This window comes from Cyclobacterium plantarum (genome assembly GCF_011290685.1).
In the GTDB taxonomy this organism is placed as follows: domain Bacteria; phylum Bacteroidota; class Bacteroidia; order Cytophagales; family Cyclobacteriaceae; genus Cyclobacterium; species Cyclobacterium plantarum.
The window spans coordinates 82,922-108,255 of sequence record NZ_JAANYN010000005.1 but is presented as its reverse complement, the minus strand read 5'-3'; the positions used below and the strand labels follow the sequence as shown (position 1 = coordinate 108,255).

General features: G+C 44.4%; 11 protein-coding genes and 1 other RNA gene. 6 read left to right on the top strand and 6 right to left on the bottom strand.

The genetic code is table 11. The features are described 5' to 3' along the window. The first annotated feature begins 232 nt into the window (after window positions 1-232). From G9Q97_RS12740 to murA, 3 genes are all read left to right on the top strand, one after another. A complete protein-coding gene (locus G9Q97_RS12740; protein ID WP_166147437.1) occupies window positions 233-2,476 on the top strand; it encodes an ATP-dependent helicase in 2,244 nt (747 codons plus the stop codon). Window positions 2,477-2,571: 95 nt separating this feature from the next. Beyond that, complete coding sequence (locus G9Q97_RS12735) at window positions 2,572-3,249, top strand: DUF4290 domain-containing protein (RefSeq protein WP_166147435.1); 678 nt, start codon at window positions 2,572-2,574, stop codon at window positions 3,247-3,249. Beyond that, window positions 3,249-4,556, top strand: coding sequence for a UDP-N-acetylglucosamine 1-carboxyvinyltransferase (murA, locus tag G9Q97_RS12730; RefSeq protein ID WP_166147433.1), 1,308 nt, complete (start codon window positions 3,249-3,251; stop codon window positions 4,554-4,556). The genes G9Q97_RS12735 and murA overlap by 1 nt, the downstream gene beginning before the upstream one ends. A gap of 4 nt (window positions 4,557-4,560) precedes the next feature. On the opposite strand, the gene G9Q97_RS12725 is transcribed toward murA, so the two are convergent. From G9Q97_RS12725 to G9Q97_RS12710, 4 genes are all read right to left on the bottom strand, one after another. Beyond that, on the bottom strand, window positions 4,561-5,586 hold the full coding sequence (locus G9Q97_RS12725) for a PorP/SprF family type IX secretion system membrane protein (RefSeq protein WP_166147431.1): 1,026 nt from the start codon (window positions 5,584-5,586) through the stop codon (window positions 4,561-4,563). 42 nt (window positions 5,587-5,628) lie between these two features. Continuing rightward, window positions 5,629-15,318, bottom strand: coding sequence for a T9SS type B sorting domain-containing protein (locus tag G9Q97_RS12720; protein WP_166147430.1), 9,690 nt, complete (start codon window positions 15,316-15,318; stop codon window positions 5,629-5,631). A 399-nt stretch (window positions 15,319-15,717) separates the two neighbouring features. After that, window positions 15,718-16,287, bottom strand: a complete 570-nt coding sequence (locus tag G9Q97_RS12715; RefSeq protein ID WP_166147421.1) for a DUF3109 family protein — start codon at window positions 16,285-16,287, stop codon at window positions 15,718-15,720. A 189-nt stretch (window positions 16,288-16,476) separates the two neighbouring features. After that, entirely contained in the window at window positions 16,477-18,939 is a 2,463-nt protein-coding gene (locus G9Q97_RS12710; protein WP_246255643.1) for a TonB-dependent receptor, read from the bottom strand. Window positions 18,940-19,153: 214 nt separating this feature from the next. Between G9Q97_RS12710 and rnpB the strand changes: the two genes are divergently transcribed. Both rnpB and G9Q97_RS12700 read left to right on the top strand, forming a co-directional pair. Further along, window positions 19,154-19,561, top strand: an RNA gene (rnpB, locus tag G9Q97_RS12705) — RNase P RNA component class A. A gap of 25 nt (window positions 19,562-19,586) precedes the next feature. Further along, window positions 19,587-20,744, top strand: a complete 1,158-nt coding sequence (locus tag G9Q97_RS12700) for a sigma-54-dependent transcriptional regulator (RefSeq protein ID WP_166147419.1) — start codon at window positions 19,587-19,589, stop codon at window positions 20,742-20,744. A gap of 180 nt (window positions 20,745-20,924) precedes the next feature. Here the strand turns inward: G9Q97_RS12700 and G9Q97_RS12695 are convergent, their stop codons facing one another. Continuing rightward, entirely contained in the window at window positions 20,925-21,920 is a 996-nt protein-coding gene (locus tag G9Q97_RS12695; RefSeq protein ID WP_166147417.1) for a LuxE/PaaK family acyltransferase, read from the bottom strand. Between the two features lie 76 nt (window positions 21,921-21,996). Here G9Q97_RS12695 and G9Q97_RS12690 point away from each other — a divergent pair, with 76 nt between their 5' ends. Continuing rightward, entirely contained in the window at window positions 21,997-22,668 is a 672-nt protein-coding gene (locus G9Q97_RS12690) for a hypothetical protein (RefSeq protein WP_166147415.1), read from the top strand. A gap of 30 nt (window positions 22,669-22,698) precedes the next feature. Here the strand turns inward: G9Q97_RS12690 and G9Q97_RS12685 are convergent, their stop codons facing one another. Beyond that, complete coding sequence (locus G9Q97_RS12685) at window positions 22,699-25,119, bottom strand: alpha-ketoacid dehydrogenase subunit alpha/beta (RefSeq protein ID WP_166147413.1); 2,421 nt, start codon at window positions 25,117-25,119, stop codon at window positions 22,699-22,701. Between the last annotated feature and the right edge of the window lie 215 nt (window positions 25,120-25,334).

Genomic DNA, 25,334 nt, shown 5'->3' with positions numbered 1-25,334 from the left:
TAAAGATTAACTTATACTTTTCACAATATTTTTTCTACCAAATGAGCAAAACATGATTTAAAAGGAAATAAACACTATTTTTCAAACAGCAAAACCCCAATACCATTAATTTTGCACTTAAATATGAGATGCTGACATTTCAAAGGCAGAGCAGGATTAGGTAAAAAAGAAATGGTACCTTTGCAGTCTCTAATTATCCATCCCCGGGAAACAGAAACTTGAACAACGTTTTATGGATTATCTAGCAAGCCTCAATCCCCCGCAAAAAGCCGCCGTAGAAAGGACGGAAGGACCTGTTATGATCATTGCCGGTGCCGGATCAGGTAAAACAAGGGTATTGACCATTCGGATTGCCCACCTGATCCATGCCAGACAAGTGGATCCCTTTCAGATTCTTTCCCTGACCTTTACCAATAAGGCTGCGAATGAAATGAAACAGCGCATTGAAAAACTCATTGGGCTGGAGGCCAGAAACACCTGGATGGGAACTTTTCACTCTGTTTTTGCCAAAATATTGCGGGTGGAGGCTCATAAATTAGGCTATCCGGGAAATTTTACGATTTATGACACCGATGACAGCAAATCCCTTATCCGCTCCATTGTCAAAGAGATGCGCCTTGATGACAAGGTTTACAAGGCCAATACGGTATTGTCCAGGATTTCCGGAGCCAAGAATCGGTTGATTTCCTGGGAAACTTATATCAACGATCCTTTCATTCTCGCAGATGATGAGGCTGCCATGAAGCCCAAGGTGGGAGAAATCTATAAAAATTACCAAAAAAGACTTTTCAGGTCCTCTGCCATGGATTTTGACGATCTGTTGTTCAATACCAATGTGCTGTTCAGAGATCATCCCGATGTCCTTAATAAATACCAGCAGCGCTTCAGGTATGTAATGGTTGATGAGTTTCAGGATACCAATCTTTCCCAATACCTGATCACTAAAAAACTGGCAGCCGTACACCAAAACATTTGCGTGGTGGGGGATGATGCACAAAGCATTTATGCTTTCAGGGGTGCGGATATTCAAAATATATTGAATTTCGAAAAGGATTATCCCGATCTTTTCATCGTCAAACTGGAACAAAACTACAGGTCCACCAAAAACATCGTGGATACTGCCAACTCCATTATAGCAAAAAATAAATCCCAACTGAAAAAAAACGTCTGGACACAAAACGAGCATGGAGACCTGATCGAACTGATGAAGGCTTCATCAGACAATGAAGAGGGCAGGATGGTAGCTACCACGATATTTGAAGAAAAAAACAACAAAAAACTCAACAACAGTGATTTCGCCATCCTTTACAGGACCAACTCCCAATCCAGGTCAATGGAGGAGGCACTCCGGAAGCTGGGTATTGCCTACAGGATTGTGGGAGGGCTCTCCTTTTACCAGAGAAGGGAAATCAAAGATTTGATGGGATACTTCAGGTTTGTGGTCAATCAAGAGGATGAAGAGGCTTTTAAACGCATCATCAATTACCCGAAAAGAGGAATCGGCAATACCAGCGTGGAAAAAATGATGGTGGCCGCCTATGAGCACGACATACCTTTATGGGAAGTCATCACCAATAGCAAAAGCTTCCTTCCCGGCCGGGCTGCCAATGCTGTGGAAGATTTCAGTACCACGATCAGAAGTTTTAAAATAGAAGTAGAAAGAAAAGATGCCTTTGAGGCCGCCACAAGTATTGCCAAACAATCCGGGCTGCTGAGAGAATTGTATGAAGACAAAACCATAGAAGGCCTGAACCGGTATGAAAACGTACAAGAGCTGCTGAATGCCATAAAGGAATACGTTGACAATCCGGAGAATGAAGACAAATCGCTGGGGGCTTTTTTACAGGAAATTGCCTTGCTTACCGATGAAGACCAAAATAAGGACAATCAGGACACCGTGACATTGATGACCATCCATTCTTCCAAAGGTCTGGAATTCAAATATGTCTTTGTAGTAGGCATGGAGGAAGATCTCTTCCCCTCTCAGATGATGATGCAGAGCCGTGAAGATCTGGAAGAGGAAAGGAGGCTCTTCTATGTGGCCTCCACCCGGGCCATGGACAAACTCTACCTGAGCTATGCGCTGACCAGGTACAGATATGGCAGGCTGCTGAATTGCGAGCCCAGTAGGTTTTTGGAGGAAATTGATCCTGCTTTTATTAAAGTAAACAAAAAACTGAATTCACAACTCTCCAGCAGCTTCAGGGAAAGCGAGGGAAGTAGTGGATTTGTGGGCTTGAAAAGACCTGCCGTCAGAAACAGCACAGCCAGGGTACATAGCCCCAGCCCGGACTTCAAACCTTCCAACACCAATAACCTGGCAGCCGGTGATAAAATAGAGCATCCCAAGTTTGGCTTTGGAAAAGTCATGTCCATAGAAACCGAGGGCGTCAACAGAAAAGCACATATTCACTTCGACCATTTTGGAGATAAAACATTATTACTTAGCTTTGCAAAGCTTCGCATAGTAGAATAAATATTTTGATTGCGGATACCAAAAACATTTGAGACTGGCTAATGCATATTTTTTAGTATATTGACAAAAGTTCAGGAAACTTAAATGCAGGTATCATGAGAGACAATGAAAAGCCTATAAACAAAGTTATTTTGAAAGAATACGGAAAAAACATCCAGAAATTAGTGGATTACATTAAAACTGTCCCTGATCAGGAAAAAAGGACGGAATATGCCTTTGCTCTGGTGGAATTGATGAAACAACTCAACCCACAGCTAAAAAGCGAAAGTGACCAGAAATTATGGGACGATATGTATATCATGTCTGATTTTGAATTGGAGGTCGATGGTCCTTTTCCCATGCCTCTCAAAGAACTTCTGGGGAAGAAACCTAAAACTGTGGGCTATCCTGAAGGTGAAGTTAAATTCAAGCACTACGGCAGAAACATAGAAAAGCTCATTGAAAAAGCCATAGAGATCGAAGATGACGAGGAACAGGAAATAGCCCTGATTTATATCGGACAGTTAATGCGCAGTTTCCATTCTACCTGGAACAGGGAAAATTTTGATGACGCCATCATATTGGAGGATATCAAAACCCTCTCAAAGGGCAAATTACACATTGACCTGGACAAGGTTAAGGAAAACGGACTTTTTGAAACCAGCATGAGAAGGGATTTCAAGAGCAATGTCAATGCCAGCACATCCAATTCCAACAACAACGGAGGAAGGAGAAATTTTAGCGGGGGAAAAAGAAGAAACAACAACCAAAACAGTAAAAAAAGAAGGAATTAATGGCATCATTTCGGGTAAAAGGAGGCACCCAACTCAAAGGTGAGATAACTCCTCAGGGCGCAAAAAATGAAGCCCTTCAGATACTTTGTGCGGTGCTGCTTACTTCTGAGGAGGTCACCATCCACAAGATCCCCAATATTAGGGATGTCAATAAATTGATTGAACTGCTCTCAGATATGGGTGTGGTGGTTGAAAAAAAAGGACCCGAAAGTTATTCCTTTAAGGCCAAAAATATCAAACTCTCCTATCTGGAAACCGGGGAATATTTGGAAAAAGCCTCGGGTCTGAGGGGATCCGTGATGCTTTTAGGCCCGCTTCTCGCCAGGTTTGGTAAAGGAAAAATCTCAAAACCCGGAGGAGATAAAATCGGTAGGCGGAGAATGGATACCCATTTCACCGGCTTTCAAAAACTAGGTGCCAGGTTCCATTATGATTCCAAAAAAGGCGTTTATAAAATTGATGGAAGCCAACTCACAGGGGCTTACATGCTTCTGGATGAAGCCTCTGTCACTGGCACGGCCAATATTATCATGGCAGCCAGCATGGCCCGGGGCAAGACCACCATTTACAATGCCGCCTGCGAACCCTACATTCAGCAACTTTGCCTGATGATCAACAGCATGGGAGGAAAAATCAAAGGCATCGGTTCAAATCTTCTGGAAATAGAAGGAGTGGAAAGTTTAAGAGGCACCTCCCATACCCTGCTTCCCGATATGATTGAAATTGGCTCCTTTATCGGACTGGCTGCCATGACCCAATCCGAAATCACCATCAAAAATGCAAGGGTAGATAAACTTGGCCTGATTCCGGAAACCTTTCAGCGCCTGGGAATAAAGCTAGAAATCAAAGGAGATGATATTTTTATTCCAGCCCAGAAACATTACGAAATAGAGACCTTTATAGACGGGTCCATACTGACTGTTTCTGATGCCATCTGGCCGGGATTTACTCCCGATTTGCTTAGCATAGTACTTGTCGTAGCCACTCAGGCGAAGGGGACTGTTTTGGTACACCAAAAAATGTTTGAGAGCAGGCTATTCTTTGTCGACAAATTGATTGATATGGGTGCTCAGATTATCTTGTGTGATCCCCATAGGGCGACAGTAATTGGATTGGACAGAAAATATCCCCTAAAAGGTATCAGAATGACCTCTCCGGATATCAGGGCCGGGGTGGCCCTGCTGATCGCCGCCCTTTCGGCTGATGGCATTTCGATAATTGACAATGTGGAACAAATAGACCGGGGCTACCAGTATATTGACCAACGACTCAATCATCTGGGGGCGGATATTGTCCGGTTTGATTAATACCTTAAAACCGGAAACAAGGAATTATGGTGCTCCTTTTATTTCTTTCCTTGGGATCTCCATACAAAAATGAATACCTAATGGATATTTCATGAGCCCCTGCCGAACTTCCCAGTGTGAGTTTGGAGGAAGTGAAATCATAGCTGTACCCTATATCTATGCCACTGTTGAGTGCTACACCCAGCAAACCGACGATAGACTCATTGTTGGGGAGTTGGTATTTGACCGGAAATCCCCGGTACCAAACACCCAATATTAAAGGTTCTATGAAAATCTGGGCACCGAGATCAAGTTGATTAAATGGGTCTTGCCTTTTATAATTAAAAGCAAAGAAAGCTGATCTTTCCTGCCTCGTATTGCTGTAATAATTATTGATCATCCCTTCCCCCAGGTTAAATTTAATCCCGCCGTGAGCTGAAAGCTTCATGGGGAGCTTGCTGATATTTCCATCAATAAAAGAGGTATTGGGTTCGGATAAGTGATGTCCCGAAATTCCCAACCAAAACATTTGGGTATGGAAGAGCATGCCAAAATTATAATCCAGAAAACTATGTTTGAAATCATGCCCAAATAACTCCCCACTGAAGTCATCAATATATCCCCGCTCAATGTCCAGTTGGGAACCGAAAATCAAATCTCCAAAATAGGCGTCTCGGGAAATAAAACTCGCCTGTCCTCCAAACCTAAGGTAAGTGTCTACTCCCAAATGAAGTTTGTAAGCATAGGCAAGGCCAACTTCATTGGTACTTAACCTCGATTGACTTTCACGGGTGGAGTTTACGATTAGTCCAATTCCGGAATTGATGTCAAACATGTAATGATCAATGTAGGCCGAATAGGAAACAAATGAATGGTCCAAACCCGGCCATTGGTTTCGGAAATTTGCCCCTATCCGGGTGAGTTCGGTTGAGCCGGTAAAAGCTGGATTCAAATATAATGGAGCAGCATAGAACTGAGAATATTGAATGTCCTGACCCCAGGAAAATCCCCAGGCCAAAAGAAAAACAAATGATACACAAAACTTTTTCATCTCTCCATTAATTTAAATTGCTTCAAAAAATTTATTTCCTCCTCAATAAATGAGCGTAAACACACCTGTTTGGGTACCTGGTTCTCCATCCACAGTAACATAGTTGATTTTGTACACATAATTCCCGTTCGGACTCAACTGACCTTTCAATCTGCCATCCCAGCCCGCATCCTCCTGACTAAAGGCGGAATACACCAATTCTCCCCACTTGTTGAAAATGTGCATTTCAAAATCTGTTATGCCTCTTAATTTAGGTTTAAAGTAGTCATTCAACCCATCATCATTGGGCGAAAAAGCATTCGGAATCAGGATCCTGTATGAGGCTACCACTTCCACTGTTCTGCTGGTTTCTGAGACACAGCCCAATACATCAAAAGTAGTCAGGCTGATCGTATAGGTACCAGGTTTGGTATAACTGTGGATGGGATGTTGCTCGTTGCTTTTATTCCCATCACCAAAATCCCATTCCCAGGTAAATACATTCCCCAGGGTTTGGTCCCTGAATTGTACAGGATCATTGACAAGGATTTCTCCCTCCACACCGGTGGATAAAACGGTATATAGGAACTCTGCTTCAGAAAAAGCCAGCGGCATGGTCACCACTTCCGCAACTTCAATGCTGCATCCGCTCTCATCGGTCACCCTAACTTCCACTACTCCATCCTCAAAAAACTGTGTTTCCAAAACATTTTGATCTCCTGTATTCCAGGATATTTCATAGGTTTCGCCAGTCCCGCCCTGAATTTCGATCCAGGCCTCTCCCGTCAACACCTTGAGCTCACAATCCACATCAAAGCGGGTAAACAGCTCCACTCGCAGCGGAGCCGGCTCCTCGATTACTATGGTGTTTACCTGAGTACAATTGTTATCATCTGTGACCAGCACCGTATAACTTCCGGCTTCAAGGCCATTCCTGTTTTGGGTTCCCAGATCAGGTGCATCACTCCAAGTAATCCGGTAGGGCTGAACTCCTCCTGATATATCCAGATTGATAAAGCCATTGGCATCACCGTGGCAGGCCAGCATATCTGTTTGAGATATGTTTACTTCGAGAGGCGCGGGTTCGGCAACGGTATAAGTACCTCCGGTGGAGCAACCCATCCTATCGGTCACCACCACGGAATACGTTCCCGGCTCCAGATTGCGAAGATCCTTGCTGTTGGCACCATTGGACCAGGCAAAGTTATAGGGGGCCGTTCCTCCCCTTACTTCAAGAAATATACTTCCATTACCGTTGCCATGACAGTCTACATCGGCTATGGTTTCATATACATTTAGGATTTCCGGCTCACGTACCTGGTAAGCGGCAGAAGTCACACAACCAGCCTCATCGGTGATGGTTGCGGTGTAGACTCCAGGCCCAAGATCCGATATGGTCAATTGATCAGCTACACCGTTGCTCCATAAAATTTGAAAAGCCCCCCCTTCCGGCTGAACGCGGATGCTGATGCTTCCATCGTTTGCACCAAAACACGAAACTCCCTGTATATCCTCCAGACTGATCTGCAGGTTCCTTGAGCGGATAATTTCCACTTCTCTTCTCACCACACAACCCTTTGCATCAGTCACATCTACACTATAAACACCGGGAGTAAGGTTATCGGTGGAAGAGGTGGTCGCTCCATTGGACCACAGGAAGGAATAAGGGGCCAATCCGCCACTCACTGTAACATTGGCTTCTCCCCTCTCATTGACACTACAAACACCCAGTTTTCCAGAAATGGTCACATCCATGGGAGAAGTAGGTGGAGGCACTTCAAAAGTCCGAATTACAGTACAACCTTTGGCATCCGTAACAGTTACTTCGTAGTTTCCAGGCGCGATGTCAAATAGGTCTTTTTCAGTAGCGCCATTTGACCAGGCATACTGGTAGGGAGCAGTACCTCCACTAACCTCTAAATCCAGGGTAACCACATCTTCCACAAAACAAAGTTCAAAGCTTCCATTTCCACTTACTGTCAATTCCTCTTCTGGTTCATTGACAATAAAGGTATAACTGTCAAAACAAGATTGCTCATCCAGCACAAAAGCTGTGTAAACTCCTGCCCTTAACCCCGAAATGGAGGTGCCGGTCATGCCATTGCTCCATTGAACGCGCGGTTCACCTGTTCCCCCGGTGATGGTCAGATCAATGGCTCCATCAGCGCCCATTTTACAGGAAACATCCGTAATGGCAGCCGTCACCCCAACAGGGTCGGGCTCATCTATGGCAATACTATCGGTCCAGATACAACCATTGGCATCCATTACCTGAACCTGATATATCCCACCGTTTTTATTGGAAATGGAACTGGTAACCTCTCCAGATGACCAATTGAAGCTATAAGGAGCAGTTCCGCCTGAAACCACCAGATTAATCCCCCCGCTTCCTTCTCCGGCACAACGCACATCGGTTACCAAAGGCACCACAGACAAGGGAGAAGAAGGTTCTGAAACCAGGTATTCTCTTTGTATGACACAACCATTATCATCCTGGATCAAAGCCAGGTACCTGCCCGACGCCAATCCTTCAATCAAGGCCCCGCTTCCGATTTCAAGACCTGTAGAAAGGGCTTCCCAGACGACTGTATAGGATCCGTTACCACCACTGATATCCAGGCGAATTTGGCCATCACTGCCGCCAAAACAACTAACCGGTTGAATATCTGCCTGCACCAGCAAAGCTTCGGGCTGTAAGATCAGTACCTGATCCCGTACAGTACAGCCGTTGCTGTCTGTGATGATCACTTCATAATTTCCCGGAGCCATCCCGGATCTTTCGGAAAGGGTATTGCCGTCTGACCAGCGGTATTGATAAGGAGCTGTGCCGCCTTCCACCTGCAAAGTAACCCTACCGTCATTGGCCGCATAGCAACTTACATCCTGAATTTCCGCATCAAGTTGCAAAGGCAATGGCTCCTCTACCCTGACTTCCCGGGTAGGAGAAATACAACCATTGGCATCCATTACCTGTACCTGATAGGTATTGGATGCCAGGCCATTGGCCAACAAACCCGGGTAATGAATACCATTGATAATCAAATGATAATCTGGTCTTCCTCCGGAACCAATTGCTGAAATCTGTCCGTTTTGGGAACCGGCACAGGTGACATTTTGTACCGAAAAAGTAAAATCCACCGGCTCAGGTGCTTCAACTTCATAGTCCTGAGCAATCAGGCAGCCATTTTCGTCCATTACCTCTACCCGGTAATTTCCTGCGCTTAGCCCTGAAATATGCCTGCCAGTACCAATTTCTGCAGCAGCATCATCAAACCAACGGTAGGTATAACTTCCCGAACCACCGGAAGCCATAAGGCTAATAGATCCATCTGCCCCTCCAAAACAACTTACATCAATTACATCTTCAGTAAAAATACTCAAGGGGTCCGGCTCAGCAATGGTAAAGTTCTCTTCCCAGCTACAACCAGCCTCATCCACTACTTCTACAAGGTAAGATCCGGCTGCCATTCCGGCAAAGAAAAGATCTCCTGCAATTGCCAGGGTACTCTCCTCCCCGTTGAGGGAGACGGTGTAGGGTGAAGTACCACCACTGAGACTCAGGGTAACTGTACCTTCATCTCCATGACAAGCCAATTCCTCCGGATAATCCACCAGCCCGAGCAATGGTGCGGAAGGCTGAGACACTGTTATGGAAATATCCTCCGACCGGCAGGTTCCATTCATAACAAATGCAGTATAGGTTCCTGCCGTTAAACCGCTAATTTCACTTCCGGGTACCTCCACCCCATTAAAAAATATCCTGAACCCGGATCCTGTACCTCCGAATGGCATCAATGTCACCCTACCATCATTTCCTCCAAAACATGATACGTCAAAACTCTCTGCGTCCAGCTCCACCGCTGCCGGTGCCTGGACATGTATTGTATCGGTCAGGAAACCGCAGGCTCCATCCCCAATGGAATACAGGTAATGGCCCGGGTCCCTGTCCGGAAGTAACGTTTCATTTTCAAGCGATGGCAAAGGCACAAAATCAATTCCGTCGGTAGAATAGGCCCAGGAAATACTGTACGGCTTTAGCCCTCCTGTGACCTGCAGGTTTATTGAGGTCGCCCCTCCAAAACAGCTTATGGCGGGCGCAGTAGCCAATGCCTGCAGCGGCAAGGGTTGTTGAAGGGTTTTAGACGGTATATCGAGGATACATCCTTTGGCATCGGTCACATCAAAATCGTAGCTCACATCGGCAGACAGGCCATCAATCAGAAGGACTTCATTTTCACTGGCCGTATAGGTATTTCCATTTACCACTATGGTATATGGCGCTGTGCCTCCTTCCAGGACCAGGGAAATACTTCCATCAGCAGCTTCAAAGCAACTCAGGTCCTGCCAGGAAAAATCCTTAACTTCCAAAGGAGCAGCCGGTTGATCCATGGTAATGAATATTTCATCCGACAAACAACCATTGATGTTATCTTGTGCATAAACTGCATAAGTCCCCGCTTGTGCCTGAAACGTTTCTCCAAATATCTGACTGCCATTGACAAAAAAGGTGAAGCTATCCTTTCCGGGTGAACTGGCAGATAGACTAACCTGTGCTGATCCGCCGTAACAAGAAATCTCTTCGGCAGCAAATGCAATTTCAATTTCGTGGGCATCGGCAATGGTAACCTCCTCGCTCAATAACAGGCAGGTAGATGCATCAGTAACCGTATACCGGTAATCTCCGGCTTGAATACCAATAAGGCCATTTCCGGTTTCCGGCAGGGTTTGCCAGGAACCAGCCACAACATCAAACCTTTCCCAGGTAAATACATAAGGAAGCGTACCCCCTTCCACCGTGAGTTCAAGAAAAGTCGTTCCCCCTTCGCACAGAATCAGCCCTGCTGCAAGATCTGCTGTCAAAAGTTCAGGTTGTGTAATGGTAATGGATGCTGAAATGGTGCAGTTGTCATTGTCATCCCAAACCTCCAAAGTATACTCCCCAGCTGTAAGCCCGGAAAATTCGTAGGTTTCCCCCTCATTTAATCCGGATAAAGAAACTCCGGACCCACCATCTGGAATAAGTAATGCCCGGTAATTTGGCCTTCCCCCAACTATTTCAAAGCTCAGAGAACCTGAGTTATCCCCATGACAAATGACCGGGGAAACCACGACTTGTTCAACAGCCAAAGGGCTTTCCGGCTCAGTGATTTCAATCACTTGTGGCTCAGATTGGCATCCTCTGTTGTCCTGTAACCAAACCTGGTAAATACCAGGGTTCATATTGAAAAATGAAGTTTGATTTCCCTGACTCACACCATTGATCCATACGGAAAAGGTCCTGCCGGAATGTATCGATGGCGCATTGATTTCCAGAGAGCCATCCGCAGCTCCGAAACAGGAGATGTCCTGATGGCTACTGGAAAAAGTTGGTTGAAGAATATCCTCAATGGTAAAGTTCCCTTCCACCACCGTACAGGAAACATCCTCCAGTAGCCAGGAATAATTACCAGGTTCCAGGTCTTCAAAAGTATATGTTCCTGAAACCTCATCATTATGGCTCATCGAGTAGCCATTGTCAGCAGTAAGGATCAGGCTTTTTCCCGGATTTCCTCCGGAAAAAGTGATGGAAAAAAGCCCGCTATCATCATAGCAAACAGGTTGATCAAGGTCAGTGGAATGAATAATCGGATCCGGTGAAGTGATTTCATAGTCGGGAGAAGTCACCGTACAACCGCCCGCATAGACTATTTCCATAAAATAGGTTCCGGTTATCAGGCTGGAAAGACTGCTATCGGCTATGGGACTTTTCCCTCCCAAAGCAGTTTTTCTATACCACTGAACTGTATAAGTTCCGGTACCTCCCGAAATACTGAAGGTAATAGTCCCATCATCCCCACCAAAGCAAGAAACCTGTGATGTTACTTCTGCGTCAAATACAGGAGGGTTGGGCTCATTGATGGTAATGACATCAAAATCCTGACATCCTGAGGCATCATCTACCCGGACATCATAATCTCCTGCAGGCAAACCTGCTAAAATCGAACCAGTAGCTACTTCCCAAATACCGCCATCCAATATATAATAGGTATAGCCTGGCACTCCCCCCGAAGCGGAAAGAAATATTATCCCGCTTTCTCCGGGACAAACTGCATCCTGGGAGTTGGTCACCAATTGCAGTGGACTACTGGGACCTGGCACGTTTACTGTTCTGGTGACGGTACAATTCCCTCCAGTACTGTATTCTATTCTGTAAAAACCAGGACTCAGGCCGGAAACGACATTCTGGTCCTCTGCTATCACAGTCTCAGTAGACAATTCTACCCACCTGCTGCTTGCCGTCAGGGGATCGCCACCAATAAATGATACGGACACACTCCCATCATCCAAGCCGCAGCTAGGTGCAATCACCTCATCCAATTCAATTTGAAGGGCGTCTGGTTGGTCAATTTGTATATTGTCCAACCTGAAGCTGCAACCATTGGCATCACTTACCGTCACCGCATATGTCCCCTCACCCAGGTTGGTAGGGTTTTGATTGATAAACCCATGGTCCCAGTCAAAGAAATAAACCCCTGAACCTCCTGTCACTTCCAGCGCAATCTGACCATCATTTCTTCCGAAACAAGAAACATCCTGTTTGTCGATCAGATTTACCTGCAGGGGTTCCGGACCATCCAAATCCACTTCCAGGGCGGCAATACAGGTATTGGCATCCTGGACCAGTGCACGGTATGTCCCTGAGCCTATGCCTGAAAGGGTAAGAGATGAACCCGGAATAGCCACAAAAACGCCGGGAGAAACGGCCCTTTCCCAATTTATCTGATAGCCTGGTCTGCCACCTCCTACCTGTATTTCTATGCGCCCATCTTCCGAATCATGACATTTTGGACTTACTTTGTTCAACAAACTGATAGAAACTGCAGAAGAAGGTTCAGAGATCAGGATATCACTTAATTGTTCCCAGCAACCGTTTTCATCGGTAACCCTTACCTGATAAAGTCCTGCGGCAAGGGATGATGGGTTTTGCTGGTCTGAAGAATAGCCATCCGGACCCTCCCAGTCAAAGATATAGTTTCCTGTTCCACCTTCCACAGCAATGGAAATGGCCCCGGTGCTTTCTCCATAACATAGTACATCCACTGGTTCTCCATCCAGGCTTAACTCCAGTTCCGGAGTAATGGGAATAACAAATGTTTCCTGAAGTGTACAGGTAGTGTGATTCAGATCACTCACTTCTAAAATATATTGCCCTGGAGGTCTGTTGGTCAAATCCTTATCGGTTGCAATCACTGTGGAAGGGTCTGAAGCCCTAAACCATTCGTAAGAAAAACTGCCCGATCCTCCACTGACATTCAACTGGATGCTGCCATTTCCTTGTCCAAAACAAGTCTCTGCCTGAATGTCCACATCCGAAATCACAATGGCGGGAGGTGCGAGTATATCAAAGTTAATATTCGGAACCGTACAGCCATTGGCATCTGTTACTACAATAAAATTATCCGTGGCAGCAGTAAGCCCTGAAAGAAGGATCGGACTGTTGGAAGTGGATTGCGACACCCCACCATTCAATGTATAGGTGTAGGGTGCAGTGCCTCCGGAAATGGTAAAACTTACCGACCCATCCGCAGCGCCAAAACAACTTACATCGGTGACCAGCGGATTACCAGCCTGTAATGGATCTGGTTCGTAAACCACAAAATCACGGGAGACAGAACAATCATTCTCATCCCATACCCGCAGCCGGTAGGTACCTCCGGAAAGGTTGTCCAATGAAAGCCCGGACTCTCCCACCAATTCCTGAAAAGTTCCACTGATCTCTTTTTCCCATTGGTAAGTCAGGGTGCCGGTTCCACCACTGGCTGTGATTCCGGAAATGGCACCATCTTCCGCTCCGGTACAGCTGATGGGGGAAATATTTAAGTTGTCTTCATTGATCAGAAGTTCATCGGGAGCATCTATGGTAATGAATGAAGTAATATTACATACCGAAGAATAGGATATCCTCACTTCTTGCTGACCTGCCGGAAGTCCTTCAAATAGCAGGTCATTGCCGGTTTGCACCTCCCCGTCAACTGTAACGGTATAGGTGGTGGAAGCCTCATGAATTTGCACCCTGATACTGCCATCAGCAGCGCCAAAACAGCTTGGCTCAGTAGCTGTATAACTGATATCCGGGGCATCAGGAACGGATACATCAACGCTAAATGTATGCTCACAGCCTTCTTCATCTCGTACAGTAACCGTATTGATACCCGCTGGAAGCTGGCTGGCTTCCGGGCCAGTCTCTCCATTGCTCCATTCAATACTGTAGTTTCCCCAGCCTCCCTGAATATCAAATACCCTTGCCGAGCCATCATTGGAGCCCACGCAGGTCAATCCGGACAACAGGGTAATATCGCCGGATATGGCTTCTGCCGGCCCTTCCACAGTGACATCCAAATCAAGGTAGCAGCCTCCGCTATCACTTATCCTGACCGAATAATCCCCGGGAGAAAGCCCGGAAGCTGTCCTGGTGGTCTGCCCATCACTCCACAAATAGCTGTACCCACCCCAGCCTCCGGACCTGCTAACAGTGGCGGTCCCGTCGGCTGCACCAAAACAAATTTCAGGTGTGCTGCTCACTGAAGCAGTTAATGCAGAGGGCGGAGCCTCAATATTTACGGTATAGGTAAGGGTACACTCTGGGTAATCAACTCCTCCATGCCGGACGATAACAGTATGTTCTCCGGCAGAAAGACCGGGAAAATCTGCTTCCCCGGATAAAGCCCCGATTGAAATCACCTGTCCATTGACAACCAAATTGTTTGCCGGATCAAGTATATCTACTATGATTTCATCTGGAGGAAAGGAAAAGCCCATAAAAAGACGTTCCGCTTCCAGATAAATGACCCCATCAGCGTCGCCAAAACAACTGACGGGAGAAGTATTAAAAGACACTTCCAGAAGCTGTTCGTTTGCGATATTGAAAACCAACTCTTCGGGGCAATCCTCCAGCCTGTAGTCGTCTGTTACTTCAAGGACATAATCTCCTGCCTCAAGCTGATCATACCTGATCTGCCCTCCCGGAGCCGGTAGCCAACCTGTAGCATAGCTCCCATTGGCCCTTCTTATCCTAAAAGCCACATCTCCAAAAAAATCCGTTGCATCAAAAGTCACCCCCCCGTTGGCTTCACAGGTTTCAGGAAAGGTTCCGGCTCCAGCACCGGGAGCCAGAACCAGGGGTTCCACTTCCTCAATTTCAACACTTGTCAATTCCTTACAGCCAGTGGCATCTATTACTTCTACCAGATAGCTTCCTGCCGGAACACCATTCAAATCCAGGTTTCTACCATTTAAAACCGTGGTCAAAACCAGTGCATCACTTTCATCAAAAAAATTAATGGTAAATGGAGCAATCCCATTTTCTATGGTCCCATAAACCTGGCCAAAAGTTTCACCTTCACATTCCTGGTTTTCCTCGTAAAGTATATTTAAGATAAAATTCGTGCTACCTGAAAAGTTGATGGTTTCCGTGTAGGTGTTTCCATCACTGTCAGTCACAGTCAGGTTGTAATCCCCACCTTGTGCCTGTTCGATGGTACTCATGTCACTTTCACCCAGTCCCGCATCCGTTTGGACAATATTTCCTTCATAGCTCCAAACATAGGTATAGGGTGCCACACCATTTCTTACGCGGATCGAGGCCATCTTTTCACATTCAGAGAAAACAAATACATCCCGGATTATCGGTGCCGACCACGCTTCTTTTGCACCCGATAACCATAATAGGGCAATCAACATGAAAAGTGAGCTATTTGGATAGCGGTTTAACATAGGGATTTATTATGTCTTTATTGCAATAGCCCTCAGGCAGTTATTCTACTCTCTGTCGGAAACAGGTAAATCTTCCTTTCAGATAAGCACTTATATTTTGATCCTTATTTTTTGTATTATAGCCCAAATTAAAGGCATTTTATTTTTTGATATATAGTAATGTACACTTTACATATATTAAATTATATATCGTAAAATATAATTACTTTAAGTAATAAATATAATTATCTGATATTTACAAAGGACTTGTAGAAAAAATAAAAACCCTGGAGGTCAGGGTTTTCAATACTATATAAATTGCAGGAAGAGAATTGAAATGACTTTTATAGATAAATACAAAAACCTTTATAAGAAATTCAAAAAGAAGCACTTGAATAAAACCTAATTTGTTAATATGAATTATTTTGTGCATTCAATTTCTTTTAAAAAATCTTGGTACCAGGCCAAGCCATACTTCCTTACCAAAGCATCCTTTAAAAATTTATACAAAGGAACCCCCAAAGCTTTGCCTAAGTGACAAGCAGGGTCACAAATTTGCCACCTGTCGTAATTCAAGGCATCGTATTCATCGTATTTGGTAATTCTGATCGGATATAAGTGACAACTGATGGGCTTTTTAAATGATGTTTTCCCTTTATTATAAGCTTGTTCTATACCACACTTCAAAATTCCCCTTTCATCAGTAACAGCGTAGGCACATGCACCGTTTTTGCCAATAGTCGTTGTCCCTTTTTCGTTTTCCTGATCTATTTCCCATGTCCCCTTTTTCCTTATTGCTGCCCGTCCTTCAGCGGAAATAAAAGGGGCTATGGAGGCATATTCCTTTTCAAGTATTCCGGTCTCCTCCTCGGTCAAAGGAGCACCAGCATCGCCTTCCACACAACATGCTCCTTTACACTTTTCCAGATCGCAAACAAAAAAATGATCTTTGATATCATCACTGATTACCGCATTACCGACTACTATCATTTCTTTTTTTTTGCAAAGGTATTATTTTATTCAAATAGTCCCTAAAAATCCACATCCCTTTCAGGTTTTGCTAAAATACAAAAATGCCGCCTCTGCGAAGAGGCGGCATAACCCAGCACTATGAAGAAAAGCTTGTAAAAGCCTTACATATTAAGAACCAAAGGAACTTAGAATTGTTTGAATTTTTCTTTAAAATTTAAACTCATATCCTAATGTAATCAACCGAGGCAGACCTACCCTTATTCCCTGAGGCCTTCTACTTGCTATGTATCTTTCATTGGTCAAATTCTTGACTGAAAGATTAAATCGACTGTTCCATTCTTTAATCTGGTAGGCTAAGGTACCATCCAAAACAAAATAAGATGAGATTTTCCCCGATCTTCCATCGACTGAGGGTTGGATGGAATTGATCTCATCAGTAAATTGACTACCGATATAATTAGCCCCTAACCTGAATAATAATCCTTCGTTGGTTTCAAAAGTAAAGGCGGTATTGAGAAGCCACTCGGGAGCATAGGGAGTCCTGTTCCCATTGATATTCCTTTCCCCTTTAAACCTGTCTTCTGAAAATTCGGCATTGATATAGGTGGCATTGATATCATAATTCAGTTTGGATCTTTTCAAACCCAGAAGCCTGCTTAAATCAGCTACCAGGGCAGACTCTATACCTTGATGAAGGGTAGCACCTCCATTGACCACACCAAAACCGACCCCACCGGATGATTCAGATACGGGTATGATCTGGTTACTGAAATCCATCCTGAACCCAGTCAATTCTAAAAACATCCAACTGTTGGGTTCAGTGCGGAATCCGAGTTCAAGGTTCCAGCTTTTTTCTGCCTCAAGATCCAACACATCTCCGGTAGAAGTAATGGCATCTTTGGTTCGGGGAGGCGCGTAACCTTTATGAACCCCACCAAAAATATTCATCGCAGAAGTTGGCTTGAAGTTAAATCCCAAACCTGGTATCAGCTCCATGATGTTATTCCGGGCAAGTAAGGAAGTATCCCTTAAACCAACATCCGGGAAATTCCTTCTGAAAATATCCCTTTCGTAATTGAACCTTTCCATTCTTAAACCGGCATTCATTTCAAATTTTTCTGTCAGTTTAATCTTATTTTGGGCATAGGCACTTATGGCACGACCTGTCCTGACCTCATCTTCGACCAAAGCTCCACTTTTTACCCCCGCTTTAGTACCGTTGATCCTTTGCTCAAAGGCTCTTTCATATAAAAACCTGGTGCCGACCGTCAAAAAATTATTGAGATTAAAAAGCTGATGGGCAATTTCCAGTCTTGGTTCAAATCCCGCAACCTCAAACTCCCTGTTCCTGTTGCCTGTGCCATCCCTCATGAAAATAGCTCCTCCGGGGATATCCAAATCTCCCCAGACTACTCCTGTCCAGTTGGATGGAGCCTGGTTGTCATTGTTAATGGAAAAATCCTGACGGTTCCAGTTTCTTGTGGTGGTATAACCGTAAGCGATGGTCCTGATATTTATGTTTTTATTGATCTTGTACTTATGACTAAAACTAAGAGAATACCTTTTCACATCCAGGTTATCATCAGGGGCCAACCTGGTATAATCCATCCCTCCCTGTTCATACATGACCTGATTCAGTCCAATATAAGTAGAATTGGATGATTCGTCATAAATGCCCATTTTAACGCCCAGTTCCGAATCCTTGCCAGTATTAAAAAGAAATTTGGTGTTGAAATCAGTGATATCAAATGATGTAGGACCAATATTATCGCCTCTTTTTCGCATTAGATTTGCCTGAAAGCCTGTATTGCCAAAAGTATTGCCATAATTCAGCAATCCACTGAAAAATCCCCCCTGACCCCCCTGAATACGTATTGAGCCTTCCTGTTCCCGGGGCGGATTGGGTGTAATATAATTGATTACTCCGCCGATGGTTTGGGGGCCATAAAGGATCTGACCTGATCCCTTCAAAATTTCAATACCTGCCATTCGGTCTATTGAGGGAGAATAATACATTTCCGGTTCTCCATAAGGTGCGAGTGCCACAGGTACACCATCTTCCATGACCAATACTGATCTGCTGCGATCAGGATCCAGACCACGAATACCAACATTCACCCGCATTCCCAATCCCTCTTCATCAACGACGTGTACCCCGGGCGACCTTCTTAACACCTCGTTTCCGCTGATAGGCTGAATGGTTCTGATTTCCTTTTCGTCAATGTAAGACACAGATCCAGGCACCCTGCTGAAAATCCTGTCTCTATTGGAAATCACTGTGATTTGAGGCATTTCAACCCCTATTTCTTCGAAAAAAAAGTTTAATTCCTTTGCTTCTCCTCCAGGTAGAACGACTTCCCTATATATTGGTTTGAACCCTATTGCAGAGATTTTAAGGGTATAATCGCCATCTTCCAAATCATAGATTGTAAAGCTACCATCAACACCTGTTAAAACCCCCTTAACTGTTCCAATCACCTGTACATTGGCATATGGAACGGGCTCCCCTTCATCTGATTTTACCTTACCTTGAATCACAATTTGACCCTCTTTTTCAGTATCGGTAGCCGAAAATCCAGTAAAAGTAGTGGCCATCAAAAAAATAACTCCCAACAATACTCCAGCAAATCCGGACCTCTCTTTTTTTGTAAATGAATAGTATATCTTCATCAAATGATATTTTTCGTATGAAAGTATGACTGATTTTATTTAGACTGTTTTTTAATAAGGCAAAAGTAAAGCCTATTTAAATTTGATCCAAATAAGAAAGGACCTATTCTTATTGGAAAATCGAAAAGAAAAAAAAAATTGATAGATAATGTCAATCAAATAATAAAAGCACCAAAGCTTGGGATAAATGGGCATATTTCATTTATTTTTGCATGGTGCAGGCTGGTTTGTCGCTATTCCTTACTCTACTAAGGAAGAGAGGAAAGTCCGGGCAACATAGAGCGCCATACTTCCTAACGGGAAGGGGTCCTGGGGGAGACGCCAGGGCTACAGATAGTGCCACAGAAAAAATACCGTCCCGATACTGGCAAATGCCCGTATGGGGATAAGGGTGAAATGGTGGGGTAAGAGCCCACCGCATGTCAGGTGACTGGCATGGCAAGGCAAACCTTATGGGTTGAAAGACCAAATAGGCTTCGGTCCAAGGGCTGCTCGTCCAATCCCGGTATCCGGGAAACCGAAGTGGGTAGGTCGTTAGATCTTTCCTGTGAAGGAAAGAGCAGATAAATGGCAAACGCTTCGAGAGAAGACACAGAACCCGGCTTACAGGCCTGCACATTTTTAACAGTAAAAAAAGCTAAAGGAAAATGCCGAAAATATTGATAATAGACGATGAGAAGGTTATCAGGTCCACCCTGAAAGAAATTCTTGAATATGAAAAATACGAGATTTTCGAAGCCCCGGATGGTGAGAAAGGGTTTGACATGATCAAAAATGAAGAATTTGATCTTGTTCTTTGTGATATCAAAATGCCAAAAATGGACGGGATCGAGGTCCTGACAAAATCGGCAGAGCTAGCCAAACAACCTCAATTCATCATGATTTCGGCCCATGGCAGTATAGAAACCGCTGTGGAAGCCACCAAAAAGGGGGCTTTTGATTTTATCCCAAAACCACCAGACCTTAACCGTCTGCTCCTGACGGTAAGGAATGCACTGGACAAGAAAACCCTGGTAAACGAAACCAAGGTTTTAAAAAAGAAATTGTCCAAAAAGCTGGATATGGTAGGTGAATCTCAGGCCATAAATATTGTTAAAGAAACCATTGAAAAGGTTGCCCCCACAGATGCCCGGGTTTTGATCACCGGACCAAATGGTACCGGAAAGGAACTTGTCGCTCACTGGGTGCACGAAAAAAGCAGTCGTGTGGCGGCCCCGTTCATCGCGGTAAATTGTGCGGCTATTCCCTCCGAACTGATAGAAAGTGAACTTTTTGGACATGAAAAAGGTGCTTTCACTTCTGCCATGAAGCAACGTCAGGGCAAGTTTGAGCAAGCCAATGGAGGAACCATCTTTTTGGATGAAATTGGAGACATGAGCCTTTCTGCCCAGGCCAAGGTTTTGAGGGCCCTGCAGGAGCATAAAGTCAGCCGGGTAGGTGGGGACAAAGACATCAAAATAGATGTGCGCGTACTGGCTGCCACCAACAAAGACTTAAAAAAGGAAATAGCCGAAGGTAATTTCCGGGAAGACCTTTACCACCGAATCAGCGTCATATTGATTCAGGTTCCACCCCTCAGGGACAGAAAAGAAGACATCCCCCTTTTGGTTGATAAATTCTTGGGGGACATCGCCGCAGAGTATGGAACAGCCAAAAAAGAGATTGACGCCAAAGCCATCCTTAAACTACAGGAATTTCCCTGGACAGGAAACATCCGGGAACTGAGAAATGTGATCGAGAGGTTGGTGATCCTTGGTGGAAAAAACATCTCCGCCGATGACATCAAAAAATACGCAAATTATTAGATCCCTTTACTACTAGCCTCTAACTTCCACATCCGTTGTCTTGGCATAAGCCGGACAAGGCTTGCTGGAAGCACAAGAAGACAATATCAAAATCGCACCTACCACCAAAATTGTCATTATTGTTTTCATAGTCATGTTATATTACGCCCAAATATGTGTATTTAGTATTTAAATACAAAATTAATTAATCATTAAATTACATCCCCTTATTTCGCTGTTGTCCATTCTTCCCAACACTGAAAAACTCCCGTCCTTATTTTTTTTGCCCAAATCCTGGGTTTCCAAAAAAGCACAGGAATGAACATTTGCCAGGTCGATGATATTGATAGCACCGGATCTGTCTTTCACCATATGAAAAGGGTCATAGGCATCACGAATCAATACCCGTAAGCTGGGTGTTTCCCAAAACCTGCCATCACCCGGAGAATAGGCCTGGGACATTAATTCCGTCATTCCGTACTCTGAATGAATATGATCAAGCCCAAAACTTTTTTTAAGATGATCATGAACTTCCTCCCTGACCATTTCCTTTCGGCGGCCCTTCATACCTCCAGTTTCCATAACGATCAGATTGCCAAAATCAGTATGATCCGCAACTTTTTCGGCAAGATCTAAAAGGGCAAAGGTAACACCCATCAGCAATACTTTTCTTTTCCCGGCCCTAAGCACCCTGATTTTTTCCAAAAGGGCCTCATGTTCGTACAAATAAAACCCGGAATGTTCGGATCGGCTTTTTTCTATAAAACACGCAGCCATGTCGACCAGAGAACTCCCCTCTCTTTCCATATAGGAAGGTAAAAGGGCAAGGATGTGGAAATCTTTCAAAGAACCATAGACCCCTTCAAATAAGTTTACAGCATGAGAAAGATAAAAAGCTTTGGACCATATATAATGCCTGCTGTGCTGCATTCCGGTGGTTCCACTACTGGAATAATATTGGTCAAACTGCTCCTCGGGACCGGAAACCACTTTTTCTGATTTGAAAAATGAGATGGGCAGGTAGGGAATATCGGTCAACCTACTGATCTTTTCTGGCTGAATATTCCTGGCTGTGATATAATCCCGATAAACCTTGTTGTTTCTGGACTGAAAATGAAACAGCTCAAGCGCCGCCGCTGTAAAATCCCCGATTTTACCTGAATTTATTTTTTCGCTAAAACTTTTAAAATAATTCATCGTTATTTTATGGTAAAACCTAAAATTTAATCATTTTTACACCCAACCGATCCAAATGTAAAATTACGGATTACCCATGAAGTTAAAAAATCATTATATCATCGTCCTGATCATATTGTCCGTTTGGGGAGGCTGTATCTCACCTCCAGATGATTTCCCAACCATACCGGATATCAGTTTCAACAATATGGAGTTTGTTCAGGCTTCCGGAGCTGATTCTTTGATCATCACCCTAAATTTCAGGGATGCTGAGGGGGATCTGGGATTGAATGCCAGGGATTTATTCCCGCCCTTCAATGAACTCAATTATCTCACTGATGATGAGGGCAACTTTATCACATACAGCAACAGGCCGGATGATGCCCCCTCATTTAACAACCGGGATTGGGTTATCTTCCCTTTGATCAACAATGTGGAGATCGAGGATACCCTTTGGGTTTCAGAAAATGAAGATTACTATAATATTTTTGTGAAATTTTTTATCAAAAGAGGAGGTAATTATACAGAATTTAAATGGTCAGACCCTCCTTATTTCACCACTTTCAATGGTAGATTTCCAAGAATGCTTGAGGAAGAAAGGGGAAGGGCCATAGAAGGGAATATCCGTTACTCCATGCTTTCCCTGGGATGGAACAGCATTTTTCGTACGGATACACTCCGGTTGGAACTTCAGGTTCAGGACAGGGCACTAAACCGCAGCAACGTAGTAACTACACCCGATTTCACCCTCGCCCAGATAGAAAGGTAAAAAAGCAGACAGTTCCTGGCACCTTTTTACTTAATAGATGGCCGGAAATTTACCCGGATTGGCTTCGTGCATGATTTCATAAACCTTTTCTATCACATCATCACTGCTGGGTTTGGAGAAATAATCCCCATCTGATGAATAGGCAGGCCGGTGTTCTTTGGCGGAAAGGGTTACAGGCTTCGCATCCAGGTGAAAATAAGCATTCTGCCCTTCTATTACCTGCTGCATCATAAATGCCGATGCCCCGCCAGGAACATCTTCATCGGCAAAAATGACCCGATTGGTCTTCTTGACAGAAGCAGAAATGACCTGATTGACATCAAATGGAACAAGGGTTTGCACATCTATCACCTCTACGGAAATCCCTATTGCAGCCAACTCCTCGGCAGCATTCAACACTATTCGGCACATGGCACCGTAGGTCACCACGGTAATGTCCTCACCTTCTCTTAGAATCTCAGGATGACCTAAAGTCAATTTAAAATCCCCAATATTCGAAGGCATTTTTTCTTTTAGCCGGTACCCATTGAGAACTTCTATCATGATGGCAGGCTCATCTGCCTCTAAAAGCGTATTGTACATTCCCGCGGCCTGGGTCATGTTCCTGGGTACACATAACAATATACCTCTCAGACTGCTCAAAATCATTCCTATGGGTGATCCTGAATGCCAAACACCTTCCAGTCGATGCCCTCTGGTCCTGATGATCAAAGGTGCTTTTTGTCCACCTTTGGTCCTGTAATGCAAACAAGCAAGGTCATCTGACAGTGTCATCAAGGCATAGATCAGGTAGTCCAGGTATTGAATCTCTGTGATAGGCCTCAAGCCTCTGAGGGCAGCACCAATGCCCTGGCCTATGATACTTACCTCCCTTATTCCCGTATCCGTTACCCTCAGTTCACCATGTTTGGCCTGCAGACCTGCGAAGGCCTGATTCACATCTCCAATTTTGCCCACGTCCTCTCCTATCGCAAAAACCCTGGGGTCTCTGGCAAGCATCTCATCAAAACAAGCTTTCAATATTTCGCGGCCGTCTACCATAGGTGATGGATCGGTATACTCTACCGGCACCGGAACTATTTCAGACGAGCGGGCTTTGGATTCACTGTACTGATGACTGGAGTAACGCTCCACATTCAATTGCTTCTGTAGGCGGTACCATTCCTGAATTTTGGCTTTTATCTCGGTTGGCTCATTTCTAGACAGGAACAATGCTTTTCTGACAGAACTGATGACATCCATGCGGACAGGGTTGAGCATTTGTCTTAAATCCTGGGCCAACTGGTTCAATTCACTTTTGCAGGCACTGTTACCTGCCAACTCCCTGATCAGCAGGACCGCTTCGTCCAATTCTTCCTTTATCGTAGTAGTAAACGCCTTCCAGGCTTTGTCCTTACTGTCCTTAACCAGTTGTTTGGTGGCTTCATCTATCTTGTCGAGCTCCTCTTTGGTGGCAAAATTATTATCCAGGATATATTCCCTAAATTTTACCACACAATCATTTTCCGCTTCCCAGGCCAACCGTGCTTTGCTTTTATACCTTTCATGGGATCCCGATGTGGAATGGCCTTGTGGTTGGGTCATTTCTGTAACATGAACCAAAACAGGAACATGTTTTTCCCTGGCCAAAGTTGCAGCTTTCCTGTAGGCAGTCACCAAACCTTCATAATCCCAGCCTTTTACAACCAGGATCTCATATCCCTTCTCCTTGTGATTTCTTCTAAATCCTTCCAAAGCAGCAGAAATACTGGCCTTGGTAACCTGAAATTCATTGGTAACTGAAATACCATAGTCATCATCCCAAACCGAAATCACCATGGGCACCTGTAAAACTCCTCCCGCATTGAAAGTTTCAAAAAACATTCCCTCTGCCGTGGAGGCATTACCGATGGTCCCCCAGGCCACCTCGCTGCCTTTATTGGAAAAAGTCTTCATGTTGTGGAGTGCGGGATTTTCCCTGTACAGCTTGGAAGCATATGCCAATCCCAAAAGCTTTGGCATTTGGGCTGCGGTGGGAGAAATATCTGCGGTAGAATTCTTGATCTCCATCAAATTCTTCCAGGAGCCATCATCATTCAGGGATCTGGTGGCAAAATGCCCATTCATCAACCGACCTCCACTGGCAGGTTCTGCTTTGATATCCGTATGTGCATAAAGCTGTGCAAAGTACTCCTGCAATCCCAATTCCTCCATGGCAAACATCAAGGTCTGATCCCGGTAATATCCTGACCTGAAATCCCCTGGTTCAAAATACCTGGCCATCGCCACCTGAGCCAATTCCTTTCCATCTCCGTAGATGCCGAATTTGGCCTTACCCATGAAAACTTCTTTCCTCACCGTCAAAGAGGCATGCCTGCTGATCATGACCATCTTGTAATCGGCTAAAATCCGCCTTTTATCTGAAATTACTGCTTTTTCTTCAGTCAATGTGGATAAGGATTCCGTATTCATCAATTAAACTGTTTTCTTCTCATGGGGAGTACCAAGGTTTTCAAAAATACACATTTTTTGGAGTTATCCCAATTTTCAAAAGTATAAAAAATCAATTAGAAACAATATTATTCTAAATTATCGGAAATAAACATTAAAAAAAGTATTAAATTCTTTAATATTTAAATTTACGAAACAAACAATCAATCAGCGCCTGCCAATATTATTTATACTTC

Coding starts and splice junctions, on each gene's coding strand:
- murA (WP_166147433.1), top strand. CDS start 3,249: ATGGCATCATTTCGGGTAAAAGGAGGCACCCAACTCAAAGGTGAGATA.
- G9Q97_RS12735 (WP_166147435.1), top strand. CDS start 2,572: ATGAGAGACAATGAAAAGCCTATAAACAAAGTTATTTTGAAAGAATAC.
- G9Q97_RS12700 (WP_166147419.1), top strand. CDS start 19,587: ATGCCGAAAATATTGATAATAGACGATGAGAAGGTTATCAGGTCCACC.
- G9Q97_RS12715 (WP_166147421.1), bottom strand. CDS start 16,287: ATGATAGTAGTCGGTAATGCGGTAATCAGTGATGATATCAAAGATCAT.
- G9Q97_RS12740 (WP_166147437.1), top strand. CDS start 233: ATGGATTATCTAGCAAGCCTCAATCCCCCGCAAAAAGCCGCCGTAGAA.
- G9Q97_RS12695 (WP_166147417.1), bottom strand. CDS start 21,920: ATGAATTATTTTAAAAGTTTTAGCGAAAAAATAAATTCAGGTAAAATC.
- G9Q97_RS12720 (WP_166147430.1), bottom strand. CDS start 15,318: ATGTTAAACCGCTATCCAAATAGCTCACTTTTCATGTTGATTGCCCTA.
- G9Q97_RS12690 (WP_166147415.1), top strand. CDS start 21,997: ATGAAGTTAAAAAATCATTATATCATCGTCCTGATCATATTGTCCGTT.
- G9Q97_RS12685 (WP_166147413.1), bottom strand. CDS start 25,119: ATGAATACGGAATCCTTATCCACATTGACTGAAGAAAAAGCAGTAATT.
- G9Q97_RS12710 (WP_246255643.1), bottom strand. CDS start 18,939: ATGAAGATATACTATTCATTTACAAAAAAAGAGAGGTCCGGATTTGCT.
- G9Q97_RS12725 (WP_166147431.1), bottom strand. CDS start 5,586: ATGAAAAAGTTTTGTGTATCATTTGTTTTTCTTTTGGCCTGGGGATTT.